At 69.7% G+C, this 14,730-nt stretch carries 12 protein-coding genes and 2 pseudogenes; 9 read left to right on the top strand and 5 right to left on the bottom strand.

Annotated features, from left to right (window positions below; all coding sequences use genetic code 11):
* Positions 1-16 precede the first annotated feature (16 nt).
* The gene (locus OIU81_RS38815; RefSeq protein WP_329142446.1) at positions 17-2,338 is read right to left on the bottom strand and encodes a HAMP domain-containing protein; all 2,322 of its coding nucleotides are present in this window, start codon (positions 2,336-2,338) and stop codon (positions 17-19) included.
* Positions 2,339-3,327: 989 nt separating this feature from the next.
* Here OIU81_RS38815 and OIU81_RS38810 point away from each other — a divergent pair.
* Positions 3,328-4,668, top strand: coding sequence for an alpha/beta hydrolase family protein (locus OIU81_RS38810; protein WP_329142447.1), 1,341 nt, complete (start codon positions 3,328-3,330; stop codon positions 4,666-4,668).
* A 340-nt stretch (positions 4,669-5,008) separates the two neighbouring features.
* Here the strand turns inward: OIU81_RS38810 and OIU81_RS38805 are convergent.
* The 3 genes and pseudogenes from OIU81_RS38805 to OIU81_RS38795 all read right to left on the bottom strand — a co-directional run.
* Positions 5,009-5,122: pseudogene (locus OIU81_RS38805) on the bottom strand (DNA-binding response regulator); the annotation flags it as partial.
* Entirely contained in the window at positions 5,119-5,463 is a 345-nt protein-coding gene (locus OIU81_RS38800) for a hypothetical protein (RefSeq protein ID WP_329142448.1), read from the bottom strand. The gene OIU81_RS38800 and the pseudogene OIU81_RS38805, both read right to left, overlap by 4 nt.
* Before the next feature lie 165 nt (positions 5,464-5,628).
* Positions 5,629-5,877 (bottom strand): histidine kinase, encoded by a 249-nt coding sequence (locus OIU81_RS38795; RefSeq protein ID WP_329142449.1) that lies wholly within the window; start codon positions 5,875-5,877, stop codon positions 5,629-5,631.
* Positions 5,878-5,972: 95 nt separating this feature from the next.
* On the opposite strand from OIU81_RS38795, the gene OIU81_RS38790 reads away from it, so the two are divergent.
* The 7 genes and pseudogenes from OIU81_RS38790 to OIU81_RS38760 all read left to right on the top strand — a co-directional run bounded on the left by OIU81_RS38790 (position 5,973) and on the right by OIU81_RS38760 (position 13,720).
* Positions 5,973-6,152 carry a hypothetical protein gene (locus OIU81_RS38790; RefSeq protein ID WP_329142450.1) on the top strand — a complete coding sequence of 60 codons (180 nt, stop codon included), beginning with the start codon at positions 5,973-5,975 and terminating at the stop codon, positions 6,150-6,152.
* A gap of 573 nt (positions 6,153-6,725) precedes the next feature.
* Positions 6,726-7,451: pseudogene (locus OIU81_RS38785) on the top strand (HAD-IC family P-type ATPase).
* Positions 7,452-7,460: 9 nt separating this feature from the next.
* Positions 7,461-8,332 (top strand): IS5 family transposase gene (locus OIU81_RS38780; protein ID WP_443073894.1). Its coding sequence is split into 2 segments (ribosomal slippage): positions 7,461-7,835 and positions 7,838-8,332, totalling 870 coding nucleotides; the frame shifts between segments, so codons are not numbered across the junction.
* A gap of 50 nt (positions 8,333-8,382) precedes the next feature.
* Entirely contained in the window at positions 8,383-9,189 is an 807-nt protein-coding gene (locus OIU81_RS38775) for a hypothetical protein (protein ID WP_329142451.1), read from the top strand.
* Between the two features lie 119 nt (positions 9,190-9,308).
* Positions 9,309-10,889: an IS1182 family transposase gene (locus tag OIU81_RS38770; protein ID WP_329154803.1), complete on the top strand. Its 1,581-nt coding sequence runs from the start codon at positions 9,309-9,311 to the stop codon at positions 10,887-10,889.
* A gap of 138 nt (positions 10,890-11,027) precedes the next feature.
* On the top strand, positions 11,028-11,231 hold the full coding sequence (locus OIU81_RS42625) for a hypothetical protein (RefSeq protein WP_443073895.1): 204 nt from the start codon (positions 11,028-11,030) through the stop codon (positions 11,229-11,231).
* A 476-nt stretch (positions 11,232-11,707) separates the two neighbouring features.
* On the top strand, positions 11,708-13,720 hold the full coding sequence (locus tag OIU81_RS38760) for an ArnT family glycosyltransferase (RefSeq protein WP_329142452.1): 2,013 nt from the start codon (positions 11,708-11,710) through the stop codon (positions 13,718-13,720).
* 31 nt (positions 13,721-13,751) lie between these two features.
* Here OIU81_RS38760 and OIU81_RS38755 read toward each other — a convergent pair whose 3' ends face one another.
* Positions 13,752-13,994: a DUF5825 family protein gene (locus OIU81_RS38755; protein ID WP_329142453.1), complete on the bottom strand. Its 243-nt coding sequence runs from the start codon at positions 13,992-13,994 to the stop codon at positions 13,752-13,754.
* Positions 13,995-14,264: 270 nt separating this feature from the next.
* Between OIU81_RS38755 and OIU81_RS38750 the strand changes: the two genes are divergently transcribed.
* On the top strand, positions 14,265-14,681 hold the full coding sequence (locus OIU81_RS38750; protein ID WP_329142454.1) for a PepSY domain-containing protein: 417 nt from the start codon (positions 14,265-14,267) through the stop codon (positions 14,679-14,681).
* Positions 14,682-14,730: the final 49 nt, after the last annotated feature.

Genomic DNA, 14,730 nt, shown 5'->3' with positions numbered 1-14,730 from the left:
GTCGGTTGGTCCTTCACTACGGTGCGCTCGAGGGGGCAGGGACAGCGGCGAGGTCGGCTCCGGCGCCACGGTCCCGCTCCACCAGCGCCTGCCGGAGCAGTTCCAGACTGCGGGTGACCGAACCGCACTCGTCGTGGTGGACCGGGAACAGCACGGTGCGGCGGTCACCGCCGGCCAGCCGCTCCGCGCATCCGGTGAGGATGCGCAGCGGTCGGACCACCACGATGTACAGCCAGCCCAGGCAGGCGCCCCCCGCGGACAGGGCCAGCAGCCCGGCCAGCACGGTGCGTGCCTGGACCTGATATGCCGCCAGTTTGAGCGCTGCGGCAGGCTCGGCGGAGACCACCCGCCAGCCGAGTCCGGCGGCAGGCCCCTTTGGTGCCAGTGGCACGGCGGCCGCGACCGACAGGCCCTCGCCGGGGGCCGTCCCCGCGTGCAGCACGGCCGATGCCGGGTTGCCCGCGCTGCCGGGCGCCGCGTCGGTCTTGGCCACCAGACGGGTGAGGCGCCGGCTGGGAAGGGGCTCGAAGGCTTCAAAGCCGACGCTCGCCGCGAGCACTCTGTGGTGCTCGTCGGTCAGCCACACTTTGCCGAGCCCGGGCCGGGTGACCAGGTCGTTCAGCTCGTCGACGCCGATCTCTGCGACGACCACTGCCGGGGCGGTGTCCTCGGCCTTCTTGGCACCTTTGGCGTTCCTGGCCGCCGGTATCCGGGCGTAGGCGGCGATCGCGGGGATCTTGCCCGACGTGTTGACCTGGGTGATTCCCTCGCCGGTGGGAGGGACGAGGGTGCGCAGCGGCTGCTGGCCCACTTGCCGCACGACGGCACCGGTGCGGTCCAGCACATACAGCGACCGGAACGTGGGGTGGTCGGCGCGTTCGCGCCGCAGCACCTCCGACGCCCGCTCGGGTGGCGCACCGGAGAGGGCTGACGCCGCCGCCGCGAGGTCGGTGCGGCTCCGGGCAAGGGTCCGCTGCACCCGGTCGGCGGCGGCCTCGGTGCGGGCCCGCTGGTCGGCGACGGCGGCTGCCGGTACGGCCTTGGCTGCCGGTACCCGGTTGAACAGGAACAGCAGCGGCACCCCCCACGCGGCGATGACGAGGGCGCAGACGAGCACCAGAGCCCGGACGCCGGGGCGGCGCCGCACCGGCGGCACCGGCTCCGGCCCCGTCTCACCGAGCAGTTGGCGGCGTATCGACTCCAGCGCCCGGCCGATCCTGCCGGGCTCGTCGAACCCGTCAACAGGCACCGGCCGCGCCAACTCCTCACGTCCCCCCGGCATGTCGCCGACACCGTTGGCCAGCCGGGCAGCGGACAGATGCAGCCGCAACAGCGGACGCTGCATCGTGCCCCACAGCACCAGGGTGACCAGCACGGCGATCACCACCAGCACGCCCGCGGCCACGAGGGCGAACCACATATGGTCGCCTCCCGCCTTCGCCGGAGGCACCTCCCGGGCCGTCAGGACGGTCAGTCCCAGGCCGGAGACGTCGTCCTTGCCGTCCGCCGCGGCGACCGATGCCCACCCCGTGACCCTGCGCAGCCCGTTGTGACCGTCACCGAGCACGCTGCCCGAGACGTCGCCGGTGTGGACGCCGGTGTTCGCGGTGTTCGCAGCGTTCGCCGCAGCGGCAGGCAGCGCACGGTGGCCGGTAGCGGCCGTCAGGGCCGCACCGGTGGTGGGGGCGGACGCACACACCTTGCCGTTCCGGTCCACCAGTTGCCCGGTGCGCCCAGCTCCGTACACCGCTGGAGCAGCGACCTTTTCGGAGACGACAAGCAGGAGTCCGCGTTCCTCCGCGTCCTGATCCCCTCTCAGGTCACCCGCCTGATCCTGGTTCTCGTCCTGCTTGCGGCCCGCAACGGGGACGGTCACCCGGGCGAAGAGCAGCAGCCGCGGTGCGCCACTGCCGGAAGCGACCACCCGGGGCGCGATGTTGCCGGTATCGGGCCGCGCCAGATCCTTCGCATCCACCCCGGTCAGCGGCACCTTTTCCCCACTGGCCGCCAGCGGTTTGCCGGTGCGCGGGTCGAGCAGCACACCGCCCGCCGCAGGGTGCCCGGTCGGGAGAAGGGACCGCAGAACTGCCGCCGGTTTGCTGCTGCCGGCGGGTGTGGCCGACGCCGCAGAGCGGCGCACAGCCCTGGCACTTGCGTTGATGGAGGTCCCGACCGAGCCGGCGGCATCCTGGGCGATCTGGCGTTCCGCGTCGCTCAGGGCCTGGGGCACATCCTGTTCGTGAACGGTGCCGAGACCGAGAGCGGTTAACGCGGAAACTGCCAGCAGGGCGCAGAGCAGTGCGGCGATCGGTGGGCGGACGCCTCCGAGCATGGGCATGTCGGCGCGGCGTCGGGTGCGGTGCGGACGGGGCGCGCGGGCAACAGCGAGCAGGGCAGCGTCCTCTCGGTGTATGGGGATGCCGTGCGGCAACTCAATCAGTATGAATACTGGGAACACAGGATAATCACAAGGTTGTTCGTGCTGTGCCCGGATTGCCGGCCCGTACAACACTGGGCTCAACTCGCCCTCGGAAGCGGCCGCTTATGCGTCTTCGACCTCATCCCGACATGGGGGAATTTCTCACGCACCGGTCGGCAGGGCCGGTTTCCCGCTTGTTTCCGCTCTGCGTTCGGTGCCTCACACACAGTCGCGGTTGCGCTGAAGTGCGCCCCCGAAACGTCCCCTTCCCGAGTAAATCCGCAAATCCACAGGGGCTGGTCGGCGAGGTCAGCAGTTACGAACTGCCGCGTAAGGAAAGCGTTCAGTGAAAACGGTGAGCAAAGTCGAAGCAAACCTGGATCCGATGGCCACCATCCGGAGATGGCGTGAACCAGCCATCTTCCACAGAGGCCTTCTGGCCGGGGCTGACTCTCCTTCAGCCCTCGGGATGAGGCAACGGACCGGTCGCTCACACCGGCCCTCCGTCGGCTTGGGCCTTGCTGCTGCAACTGGTTGTCTGAGGATGCCGAGTGGCCCGTCGATGACAACTGCCACCGGTCCGCACCAGGGGTTTTCTCTCGCACGTATCCCGTATGGGCACTCGGTGTTACGCAACTCGGCGGCCTGCTCCACGAGCGCTGACAGACAGTTCCCCGCCCATATGGATCCAGCGAAAAGCCGATCGCAGGAGCCCGGCGGCGGACGGGGCTCGAAGTCGGCACCGTGCAGTTCCGGACGCGTCATGAGCGCTCACCTCACCCACCACCGTAGGGATAACTCCCGGCACTATCAGGTGGGTTGGTACGGCCATGGCAAAACTGCCTATACGATGACCGCCAGCCGATCGCTGATCACGTGGCGATCACCACCATGGAGGGGGGCTGCCCATGAAGCACGCACGAAGGCGCCACAGCCGGTTGCGCACCCGGGTCGCCGGCACCACAGGACTATTGACCCTCGCCCTGGGCGCCGGGATCGCGCCGGCCACCGCCGCGGAGAAGGCCACCAGTGCGCCCATGACCACTGCAGCGTCCTTGGACGATGCGGGGCAGGCCCCGGGCCAGCTGGTGGCCCTGGACGACGCGGCGCAGGCCCCGGGCCAGGCGGTGGGCTTGGACGACGCGGCGCAACACCAGCGCCGGGCGCCGTCCTTGAAGGTGGCGCCGGCCCCGGGCCAGCTGACTCTCCCCGCTCCGACCGGGCGTCATCGCGTCGGAACGGTCGATCTTCACCTGCGCGACGTGAAACGCATGGATCCGTGGGTGCCCACACAGCAGCGCGAGTTGATGGTCTCGCTGTGGTACCCGGCCACACACACCTCCCGTTATCCCGCCGCGCTTCTCCCCAACAGCCAGCAGGTGCTGCCCGGCGGGGTGACCCTGCCCACCACTGCCGGGCACACCGGCGCCCCGGTTGACCGCAAACTCGGCAAGCTGCCGGTGCTGCTGTACTCGCCCGGCGGCCGCGGGAACCGTGCGACGGGCACGGCACTGGTTCAGGACCTGGCCAGCCGCGGCTACTTGGTCGTCACCATCGACCACACCCACGACACCGGCGATGTGGTGTTCCCTGGCGGGCGACATGAGGGGAGCATGCTGCCGCCAGGCACCAGATCGCGCGACTTGATCGACGTCCGGGCGGCGGACGCCCACTTCGTCAACGACCAGCTGGCCGAGATCGCCCGCGGGCACAACCCGGATGTGGAACACAAGCCGCTCCCCGACGGGCTGACCCAGGCCGTGAGCACGAAACACGTCGGGATGTTCGGCGCTTCCCTCGGCGGCGGGTCGGTCGCCGCTGCCATGCACGCGGACTCCAGGATCGACGCCGGCGCGAACCTGGACGGCCAGCTCTTCGGCTCGTCGGAACACCAGCGGCTCGACCGCCCCTACATGCTGTTCAGTTCCGAGCACCACAACCGCAACACCGACGGGAGCTGGGCGCGGCTCTGGGAAAACCTGCACGGAGAGCGGCTCGACCTGAAGCTGCGCGGCTCCGGGCACAACTCCTTCGTCGACAACCAGGTCCTGTTCCCCCAGGCGCCGGGCGCATTCGGGATAACCCCGGAAGTAATGCAGCAGGCACTCGGCACGATCGACCCCAACCGCTCCATCGAGGTCCAACGCACCTACGTCGCCGCCTTCTTCGACAAGCATTTGCGCCACCAGCACAGCAACCTGCTCGACGGCCCCTCGCGCCATTTCCCGGAAATCGCCTTCGTGCGCTGAACCGGTTCACCACGACGCCAAGCGCATCAGGGGAGTCATGGCCAGGCCAGCTCGGCATCAAGCCGCTGCCGCAAGGTTGCGCAGGCCCCACCAGTTGCTGGTCGGATCCGCCTGGTTGAGCAGGACAGCCGCGACCGCCACAGCATGTCCTGCCCAGCTCACCGCTGGGGATAGCTTTCGTGTGCCGTCCTGTTGTGGAGCCGTCGTGAAAACCAGCCAGATTAACCATCCGGCGGCCACCGTGATACTCACGATCCGGGCGTTGTAGTCCAACAGCGTCGATGCATATGGACTGATGGGGCTTACGTATGCGCTGTAGGCGGTGGTACCGCTGATCGTCCTCGGTGCCGGTGCCGACCTCGGTGACCACGTCGATGTTGGGCTCAAGTCGGAGCACGGCCGCGAGAGCGCCGAGTACGAGTGCCTGGTCGTCGGCCAGCAGGACACGGATCATGTCGGGTCGGCTTCGTGCGAAGGTGCGAGGTGGATCGCCGGGTCCGGCCCGCGGGCGAGGACCCGGAACCCACCGCCGGGGGCGGGCCCGTGTTCGAGGGACACTGCGGCCAGCCGTTCGGTGAGGCCTGTGAGCCGTTGCCGGCGCGCGCGCCGCGGGTGGAACTGCCGTTCCTCGGTGACCTCGACCCAGTCGGGTCCGATGCGGACGGTGCACAGTTCGGCGTCGGAGTGCCGCAGCACGTTGGTGACCGCCTCCCGCACGACGTAGCCGAACACCTCGCGCAGCTCGGCGCGCACGGCGTCGGTCGCGGCGGGCAGTTCGGCCCGGACCACGGGCATGCAAGGCCATGCGGGCGCCGGCGAGTTCGCTGTCCAGCGACAGCGTGCGGTAGCCCGAGATGGTGGCCCGCATCTCGGACGGCGCCGTGCGGGCCAAGTTTTCGAGCTCGGCGACCTGGCCGACGGCGAGGGCCACGTCCCCGGAGGACTCCAGGATGCGCCGCGTCAGACCCAGTTGACGGTCATCGTGGAGAGGGTGTGGCCGAGGATGTCGTGCATGTCCCGGGCGACTCGTTCCCGTTCCTGATGCGCGCCCAGCCGCTTGACCTGCTCGCGTGCGGCCCGCAGGTGACCGATCGTGAAGTTGAGCGCGAAGACGGTGCCGAGTGCCGCGGTCACGCCGACGAGGATGGCCACCTGCGCCCAGGCCACCTCTCCCCGGGCGAGGCGCATCCAGACGATCTGCCCCAGCACTGTGACAGGCCGAGCAGCAGCGCATGTCATCTATGTCCTGAGGCCACACACGACACCGCCAATGGCCACGAGCGAATGAGTGTCCGACTTCGGTCATGCAGACCCTCGTGGACCCGGTCATCGAGCAGGGGCGAGGCATCGCCACCCGCTACGAGAAGGCCGCAACCATCTACCCGGCCGGACTTCACATCGCAGGCATCTTCCTCTGCCGCCCGGTGATCCAAACGAAAGTTCGTAGAGAAATTTGTGAGATGTCCGCCCTCGGCGAACAGTAAAACAGCCTCTGACCTGGGCATTTGACTTGATCACTAGAATCCGGTCCTAGCCTATGTAATGTCCACCTGGTCCGCCGTGGTCCGTGGCGACAGCGAATGTCCAGGTCAGAGGTTCTCGCGTGCTCCCGTGCGCTCTCGTTTGTGAGAGATGTGTGAGACGAGGTGAGACGAAGGGTCTGCTGGTCGCACGGCACCCGGGCGGGTTTCCGGTGCGGCGGGACACCCCGCTCCACCGGCCCCGCACGGAGCTCCAGCCGGGCGGCTGCCCGCCCATCGACGTACCGGGGGCTGGGCGGATCTCTGCCCAGCCTCCACATGGGCAAGCCGTGGTAGATACCGTGCGCGGCGGCGTGATCCCGGCGGTTTGGCTCGCCCCTCGTCTCGGGATCCGCGACGTGCGGACCGTCGGGATCACCCGCACCACCAGCGGCAGTATCGATGGCGCCAGACCACACTGCCGGGCACGCTAGGAGGCTTTCGCCGCGGCGACCGCCCGCCGGGTGGTGCGGTCAGTTCCCGCAAAGCCCATCGCCGTGATTTTCTCGTGCACGCGGTCGGCGTCGGGGATGCAGCATGGCGGACGGTGCCGGTGCGGGAGCTGCTGCCGGGGGATGTGGTCCACCTCCGGCTGGGGGCGTGATCCCCGCGGACACCCGCCTGCTGGGTCACGGCGCACTTGAGGTGGACCAGTCGGCGTTGACCGGAGAGTCGCTGCCAGTGGGCCGCGGATAGGTGTGCTGTATTCGGCGGCGGTGGTGGTGCGCGGCGAGGCCGACGCCCTGGTGTGCCACCGGGGCAGCCAACTTCTTCGGCCGCACTACCGCGTTGGTGCAGGCGGCAGGGACGGTCAGCCACTTCCAGCGCGCGGTGATCAAGATTGGCCAGTACCTGATCGTCGCCGCGCTCGCTCTGGTGACCCTGACGGTGGCGGTGTCCGTGGGGCGCGGCAGCCCCGTGCTGACGGTGCTGGAGTTCGCCATGGTCGTCCTTATCGCCTCGGTGCCGGTAGCGCTGCCTGCGGTGCTGTCAGTGACCATGGCGGTCGGCGCCCGCCAGCTCGCCCGCCGCCAGGCGGTGGTCTCCCATCTGCCCGCGGTGGAAGAACTGGGCGGCATCGACGTGCTGTGCTCGGACAAGACCGGCACCCTCACCCAGAACCGGCTCGCCGTGGCGACGCCGTGGCCCGCACCGGGCGTCGAGGCACCCGACCTGCTCAGCGCAGCGGTGCTGGTCTCCCGGGCAGAGGAACGCGACCCGATCGACCTAGGTGTATCGAAAGTGGATCTTGAGGTGCGATGATCTTGCTTCGTGGCACGTGGAGATCTGACGGATGTGCAGTGGGCCCGCTTGGAGCCGCTGTTGCCGGTGAGTGAGAAGCCGGGACGCCCGCCGATATGGACCAGGTGGCAGCTGATCGACGGCATACAGTGGCGGACGCGGACCGGGGCTCCGTGGCGGGATGTCCCGGAACGGTACGGGCCTTGGGGCCGGGTGTACGACCTGTTCCGCCGCTGGCAGCGGGACGGCGCCTGGAAGCGAATCCTGGCGGACCTGCAGGCCGACGCGGACGCCAAGGGCCTGATCACCTGGGATGTCTCGGTGGACTCCACCGTCGCCCGCGCCCACCAGCACGCCGCCGGGGCCCGCAAGAGGGGGACCTGCAGAAGGAACCCCCGGGCGGCGTCGAGACCGAGCCCGACCACCATGACCTCGGGCGCTCGCGCGGCGGCCTGACCACCAAGACCCATCTCGCCTGTGAGCAGGGGCAAAAGCCCCTGGCGAGGCTGGTCACCCCGGGCCAGTGGGGCGACTCCCCGCAGTTCCGGGCCGTCCTGGGGCGTATCCGGGTGGCCCGGCCGCACGGTGGACATCCCAGGACCCGGCCGGACCGGGTGCTCGGCGACAAGGCGTACAGTTCCCGCGCGAACCGCGCGTACCTGCGCGAACGCATCCGCTGCACCATCGCCGAACCCGACAACCAGGCCTGCAACTGCAAGAAGCGCGAATCCGCCGGCGGCCGCCCGCCCGCCTTCGACCGCGAGGTCTACAAGCAGAGGAACGCTGTCGAATGCGGGATCAACCGCCTCAAAAGACACCGCGCGGTCGCGACGAGATACGACAAACTCGCCGTCCGCTACGAGGCCACACTGACTATCGCCGCCATCAACGAGTGGCTGTGACCAGCACAGTCGACGCGCCTTCTCCGGTTATGCAGTCGTACCATGCGACCATGACGCTCGAAATGTCCCTTGAGTGGATCAGTCAGCCGGACGCGGAAGAGCGTCTCTACGAGGAGCTGTACGCAAGGGCTGGCCAACCCTTGCCTTCTCTGGACGATGACGAGAACCGCCCGCGCACCATCGGGAACGTCGCGGCTCGGCGCGAGGGGACTCTGCTGGGCTGGGCACGGCTCTACGAGGACCCAGACGGCGAGCACGCCGCGCGCGTGCAGGCCCTCTATGTACCGCGCGAAGCCCACCGCCTCGAAACCGGCCACTACAGCCCTCTCCCGCCGCCCGCCGAGGAGTTCGAGATGGTCACGGGCCTCTACCGCCGGGCCGCGCAAGAGGCCCGAGCCGCCAGCTACCGCACCCTGCGGTGGAGCGGCCCGGATACCGGTCCCGACGGCCAGGCCGCGACCGCCCTGAACGCCTACGGACACGGCGAATACGCCCGTACCTGGAGCATCAACCCGGCCACGTGGCAGCCCCCTGTCGGCCTGCCCGACGCCCCCGCCCGGCGGCTGCCCGAACCGGACCTCACGCTGGCAACGGCGGACGCGGAAATCTCGGCCGCCATCGAGGGACACATGGCCCACCTCAACGCCGGGGAAGCAATCCGTTACCAGCGCACCGAGCCGCGCACCCTCGCCCCGCTCATCGCGCAACTCGTCACACACCTGCGGCACGACCACCCCACGGTCACCGAACTGAACATCTGGGAATTCGACGACACCGTACGCCAGGCCCTGCCACTGGCAGGGCTGAGCATCACCGAACGTCACATGGCGTATGAGCTTCCCCTCACCCCTACATGACCTCGTCGCGCCCCAGGGGCTCGGCCAGCACATTCGAAACACGCCCTAGAAGACTCATGAAGATCTTGGAGTTCTGGCCCCGCCGCGTGAGCGGCGGGGCCAGACTGCTTGTTGTGGTGATGGGGGAATGGGCCGGGGAGACGGTCGGGCCGGATGTGTGGGAGACCTGCCGGGATTTGATCCCGGCGGGGAGTGTGTTCGCTTTCCTGGCCGAGCATCGCAGCACGCTGTTCGAAGCGGAGATGTTCGCGGACATGTACCCGTCGGCGAACGGGCGGCCGAGTATGCCGCCGCAGATCCTGGCCTCGGCGATCACGCTGCAGGCCCTGCACGGGCTGTCGGACTTCGAGACGGTCCAGGAACTGCGGTGCGACCTGAGGTGGAAGGCAGCCTGCGGACTGGGCCTTCATGACATGGCGTTCGATCCGTCGTTGCTGGCCTACTTCCGCCGCCGGCTGGCCCGTTCCGCCCGGCCGAACCGGGTGTTCGAGGCTGTGCGGGAGGTCGTGAAGGCCACCGGTGTCCTCAAGGGCAAGCACCGCCGGGCGCTGGATTCCACCGTGCTGGATGACGCGGTGGCCACCCAGGACACCGTCACCCAGATCATCGCCGCCATCCGGGCGGTGATCCGGGACGTCCCCGGGGCCGGCGAGGTGGTCGCGGTGCACTGCACCGCGCACGACTACAACGACCCGGGCAAGCCGAGGATCGCCTGGAACGACGAGCAGGCCCGTGCCGACCTGGTCGACGCCCTGGTCGGTGACGCGCTGCGGCTGCTGGGCCACCTGCCCGAGCAGCAGCTCGGCGAGAAGGCCGCGAACGCGGTCGGCATCCTGGCCCTGGTCGCGGGCCAGGACGTGGAGCCCGCCGAGGACTCCGACGGCCGCGACGGGCGCTGGCGCATCACCCAAGGCACCGCACAGAACCGGATGGTCTCCACTGTCGACCCCGAAGCCCGGCACGTGCACAAGACCCGCACCCACCAGCAGGACGGCTTCAAGGCCCACCTCGCCATTGAGCCCGAGACCGGGTTATACACCGCCGTCGCCCTGCGGCCCGGAGCCGGTCCCGAGCACCACGAGGCGATGGTCGGAATCGACCTGCTCACCGACGAGGACGAGCCCGTTGACGCCTTCGGTGACACCGCCTACTCCACAGGTGACGCCCGCCACAGCCTCGAAACCGCCGGTCACCGGCTGTTCCTCAAACCCGCACCGCTGCGGCCCGCCGTCCCTGGCGGCTTCACCCTCGACGACTTCGTCATCGACACCGTCGCCGCCACCGTGACCTGCCCCGCCGGACACACCGTCCCTTTATCCGCTCCCGCCGGGCAGCACCACCAGCGCAAAGCCTCGTTCAAGGACGTGTGCGCCGGATGCCCCCTTCGTGAGCGGTGCACCAAGGCCAAGGCCGGGCGGATCCTGACCATCCGTCCGCACCACGATCTGCTCGCCGCCGCCCGCCAGCAGGCCGCCACCGATCCCGACTGGCAGGCCGACTACCGGCGCTGGAGACCACCGGTCGAACGTGCCGTCGCCTGGCTCGTCCACCACGGCAACCGCAAACTCCGCTACCGCGGCACCATCAAGAACGACACCTGGCTCCACACCCGAGCAGCCGCCCTCAACCTTCGCCGACTGATCAACCTCGGACTCAACCGAACCAACGGAACCTGGCACCTCGCCCCGGCCAGCACATAGCCGGAGGGGCCGCCCGGCCTGCGGCCGAACGACCCCTCAGCAAGATCTTCATGAGTCTTCTAGCCGTCCTCGCCGCTGCTCCCTACAAGGCGCCGGACGGACGTCAGGTGGTGGCGTGCCGTCCCCGTAACTGCGTGCATGTCCTGCCGCGATATCTGCCATCAGTTCGTTGGCCTGCGCCAGATGCGCTGCCGCTTCCCCGACGCTCCACTCCGACCTGGGCACCGCAAGCTCCATGTCAGCGCCCCGGCGCAGCAGCGCGGCGATCTCCTCGGCGGTATCGCGGATGGCCGCACCGAGCCCCTCCCGCAGAGTGCCCCGTACGTCCTGCCCAGCCAGTGATTCCACGCCGTTCCCCTCCTTCGGTCTCGTGCCCATGCCGGAGGCGCACGCAACAGGGCTGCGCACCGTACGGATCACACGGAGTACAGAAGACCAGGCTCCCAAGGGTGCGACAAGACCGGAGCAGGGAGATCGGACCCTGAGCCAGGAGATTGGACGGTGGGGAGTACCGCGGCAGGTCCCCGTCCGGTCACGGTCGAGGAGCAGGCCCAAGCCGTCGCCGTTGTCACGCGGGACGAGGCAAGTCGCCGTTCGGTGTGTGCGGAGCCTCATCGCAGAGAGGCCGAGGGCCCGCAGCGCGTCGCCGCGAGCCGCCTCCGATCGTGGCGTCTTGCTCGACGAGCACGATGCGTGCCACGGCAGCAACCTGACGACCACCTGAACGTCCCGTGAACAGAATCCGGCCCAAGGCACCCGAGGGTCATTTCGGCCATCTGGCACACCGAACGGTGAGTTCCACCAGGGAGGGTTCGACCATGGCCGGCACCACCACAGCGATCATCGAGTCGGCCCAGACCGAGGGCGGCCGACTGCTCGTCCGTACCGGGACGCCGGAGCAGGGACCGGCGGCCCGGCCGGGTTATGCCAGGCCCGTGCGGCTGGCGATCCTCGCGGTGGCGGCGGTGCTGTTCGCGTGGGACATCCAGCACAGCGGGTATCACGCGTTCTACGCGGAGACCGTGCGCAGCATGACCGAGAGCTGGAAAGGTTTCCTGTTCGGCTCGTTCGACCCCGGCAACTCGATCACGATCGACAAGCTGCCGGGCTTCCTGTGGCCGCAGGCGCTGTCCGCGCGGATCTTCGGGTTCCATCCATGGGCGCTGACCCTGCCGCAGGTGATCGAGGGCGTACTCAGCGTCGCGGTCCTGCACCGCGCGGTGCGCCGCTGGGCAGGGGAGAACGCGGCCCTGCTCGCGGCGGGCGCCTTCGTCCTCACCCCGGCGATCGCCGGACTGTTCCGTTCGGAGGTCGAGGACCCGGCGTTCACCCTTCTCGTGCTGCTTGCCGCCGACGCCACGCTGCGCGCGGCACGCGAGGCCCGGCTGCGCCCGCTGCTGGCGGCCGGAGTGTGGGTCGGGCTGAGCTTCCAGGCCAAGATGCTGGAGGCCTGGGCGGTGCTCCCGGCGCTCGGTCTGCTGTACGTGGTGTCGGCGCCGGTTGTGCTGCGCCGCCGGCTGGCACACCTGGCGGTGGCGGGCGCGGTGTGCGTAGCGGTGTCGGCGTCATGGGTGCTGCTGGTGACGCTGACTCCGGCCGGGGACCGTCCGTATGTGGACGGCACGACGAACAACTCGGCGGTCAGCCAGGTCGTCGGCTACAACTTCGTCACCCGCTTCTCCGGTCTCGGCATCAGTGCCAGGGACACCGGCAGCGTCTCCGTGCTGACCATGGCCGGGACCGCTCCGGCGAAGTCCTCCGGCCGGCCACAGATCCGGGCTACCGTCGCGCAGTGGGGCAAGATGCTCGGCCCGTCCCTGGCCTCGCAGGTCGGCTGGCTGTACCCGGCGGCGGCGCTCGCCGCGGTGTGCGGTCCGGCGTGGCGGCGCGGGCGGCCGCGTACGGATCCGCTGCGAGCGGGCTTCGTGCTGTGGGGGGCGTGGGTGGCGGTGTACTTCTTGGTGTTCAGCGCCGGGGCGGTCGGCGGCCATACGTACTACATGGGTGTGGTGGCCGTGCCGCTGGCGGCGCTGTTCGGCGCCGGGATGGTGCAGTTCTGGCGTGCCTGGCGGTGCGGGGGCCGGGCCCGGGTGTGGGCGCTGCCAACGGCGGTGGTGAGCACGGTGCTCTGGTCGGCGGGCATAGCGGAGCAGTTCCCGTCGTTCCTGCCGTGGCTGGCCCCGGCCGCGATCACACTGGCGGCGGGCGCTCTGGCGTTGCTGGGGCTGTCCTGTACAGGTGAGGACGGGAAGCGGCGGCAGATGGCGGTGCTGGGCCTCGGCGTGGGCACCGCGGCCATGCTGCTGCCGTCCGCAGCTTGGGCCTCGTCGGTTCTCCACCCCACGTACGGCCACTCCGGTATGGGCTCGACCGGGCCGGTGGCCACCAAGCACCACACCGTGCAACACCGGCCCTCCCCCGCCCTGATCTCCGATCCCCGGGCGGCCGTCAAGTCCCCCGACGGGACCTCGCTCAGCAAGAACCAGCGGCGGCTCCTGGCATACACCCGGGCCCACCAGGACGGCGCCACCTACCTCTTCGCGACCACCAGTTGGCGGGTCGCCTCTCCCTACGTCCTCCACTCTGGCGCCAAAGTGCTCCCCATGGGCGGCTTCACCGGCGCCGTGCCCACGCCCACCGGCTCCGCGTTCCGCCACCTCGTCGCCACCGGCCGGCTGCGGTACGTCGTACTCGGCGGCCCGGCGACCGCCCAAGGCCGCTCCATTGCCCCCTGGGTACGCGCCCACTGCGCGCCCGTACCCCACCAGACGCCGGCTCTCTACCGCTGCTCGCCGCCGTCGGCGACGTCCCGGGCGCCCGGGGGCAGGTAGCCGGCGCAGAAGGCCGTGTCGATGTAGTCGGTCATCTGATGGCGATAGCCACCTCCTCCTCGATCCAGCGGTTCATCCGGTACGGCAGCCGCCACGGCAGCGGTTCGGTGCGGGAGTCCGGGCGTTGTCCAGGAAGGTGGCGGAGTCGGCCTCGGGCACGGCGGACAGCGGACAGCGGACAGCGGACAGCGGACAGCGGAGCGTCGTAGACCAGTCGGCCGATCGCCTCCCGGTATGCGGGCTCGTCCGCGGTGAAGCGGCCAGGTTGCCCCACCGTCGGTCGCGGATCCGGACGAAGCACGGGCCTGGCGCCATAGGCGCTTGCGGAGGGAGCGCTCGTGGCGCCTGCGGGAGAGCGCGTTCGCGCCCGGACTCCGCCGCCAACTGTTTATGGGCCGCGTGCGCCCGCGGTGAGGCCGCGGTGTGCTTCAGGACCGGCCAGAGACCCTCGTGTGGGGGATCCCCCTGGGCCCGATATCGCCAGACCATGGCCTTGGCCGGCAGTTGACGAGCCGCCGCCGGGTAGGTGCATAGGGGGTTGCAGATGAGGCTCAGCGAGGTCATCGCACGCGTCCGGCGACACTTTCCTTATGAAGAGGCCGCCTTGATGGCCGTGTTCGCCCTCTGCGTCGCGGGCGTGGTGCTGTTAGTCGGGCATCAGGAAGCCGGGCTCGAAGCCGGCTCCGCCCCGCTCCCGGGGGAAGCCGCATCCCACCGGGGTGATGCGGGCCCTCTCCCGCCAGGCCGCCATCTGCACATGGTGACGAGGGACTATGCGCAGAAGGCCGCGTTGGCCACGGACCCCGATGCGAGAGTGTCCGGGGTGCACCTGGGCCATAAGGCCGGGCGCCGGGTCTGGCAAGTTCTCCTGACCGAGGACGGGAGCGTGCGGGATGTGGACGTCGATACGGGCAGTGGGACGATCCTGCAGACGCAAGGCCGTCTTCGCGACGCCCATTGATCAGGGGCTGGGCCCCACGTCACCCGAGCCGCCGGGGCGGTCCGCGTTC

The sequence above is a fragment of the Streptomyces sp. NBC_01454 genome (assembly GCF_036227565.1).
Classification (GTDB): domain Bacteria; phylum Actinomycetota; class Actinomycetes; order Streptomycetales; family Streptomycetaceae; genus Streptomyces.
The sequence above is the reverse complement of the archived record's forward strand: the minus strand, read 5'-3'. Positions and strand labels throughout refer to the sequence as shown.

Coding starts and splice junctions, on each gene's coding strand:
- OIU81_RS38770 (WP_329154803.1), top strand. CDS start 9,309: ATGGGGGAATGGGCCGGGGAGACGGTCGGGCCGGATGTGTGGGAGACC.
- OIU81_RS38750 (WP_329142454.1), top strand. CDS start 14,265: ATGAGGCTCAGCGAGGTCATCGCACGCGTCCGGCGACACTTTCCTTAT.
- OIU81_RS38800 (WP_329142448.1), bottom strand. CDS start 5,463: ATGCCCGTGGTCCGGGCCGAACTGCCCGCCGCGACCGACGCCGTGCGC.
- OIU81_RS38790 (WP_329142450.1), top strand. CDS start 5,973: ATGCAGACCCTCGTGGACCCGGTCATCGAGCAGGGGCGAGGCATCGCC.
- OIU81_RS38815 (WP_329142446.1), bottom strand. CDS start 2,338: ATGCCCATGCTCGGAGGCGTCCGCCCACCGATCGCCGCACTGCTCTGC.
- OIU81_RS38775 (WP_329142451.1), top strand. CDS start 8,383: ATGACGCTCGAAATGTCCCTTGAGTGGATCAGTCAGCCGGACGCGGAA.
- OIU81_RS38810 (WP_329142447.1), top strand. CDS start 3,328: ATGAAGCACGCACGAAGGCGCCACAGCCGGTTGCGCACCCGGGTCGCC.
- OIU81_RS38760 (WP_329142452.1), top strand. CDS start 11,708: ATGGCCGGCACCACCACAGCGATCATCGAGTCGGCCCAGACCGAGGGC.
- OIU81_RS42625 (WP_443073895.1), top strand. CDS start 11,028: ATGTCCTGCCGCGATATCTGCCATCAGTTCGTTGGCCTGCGCCAGATG.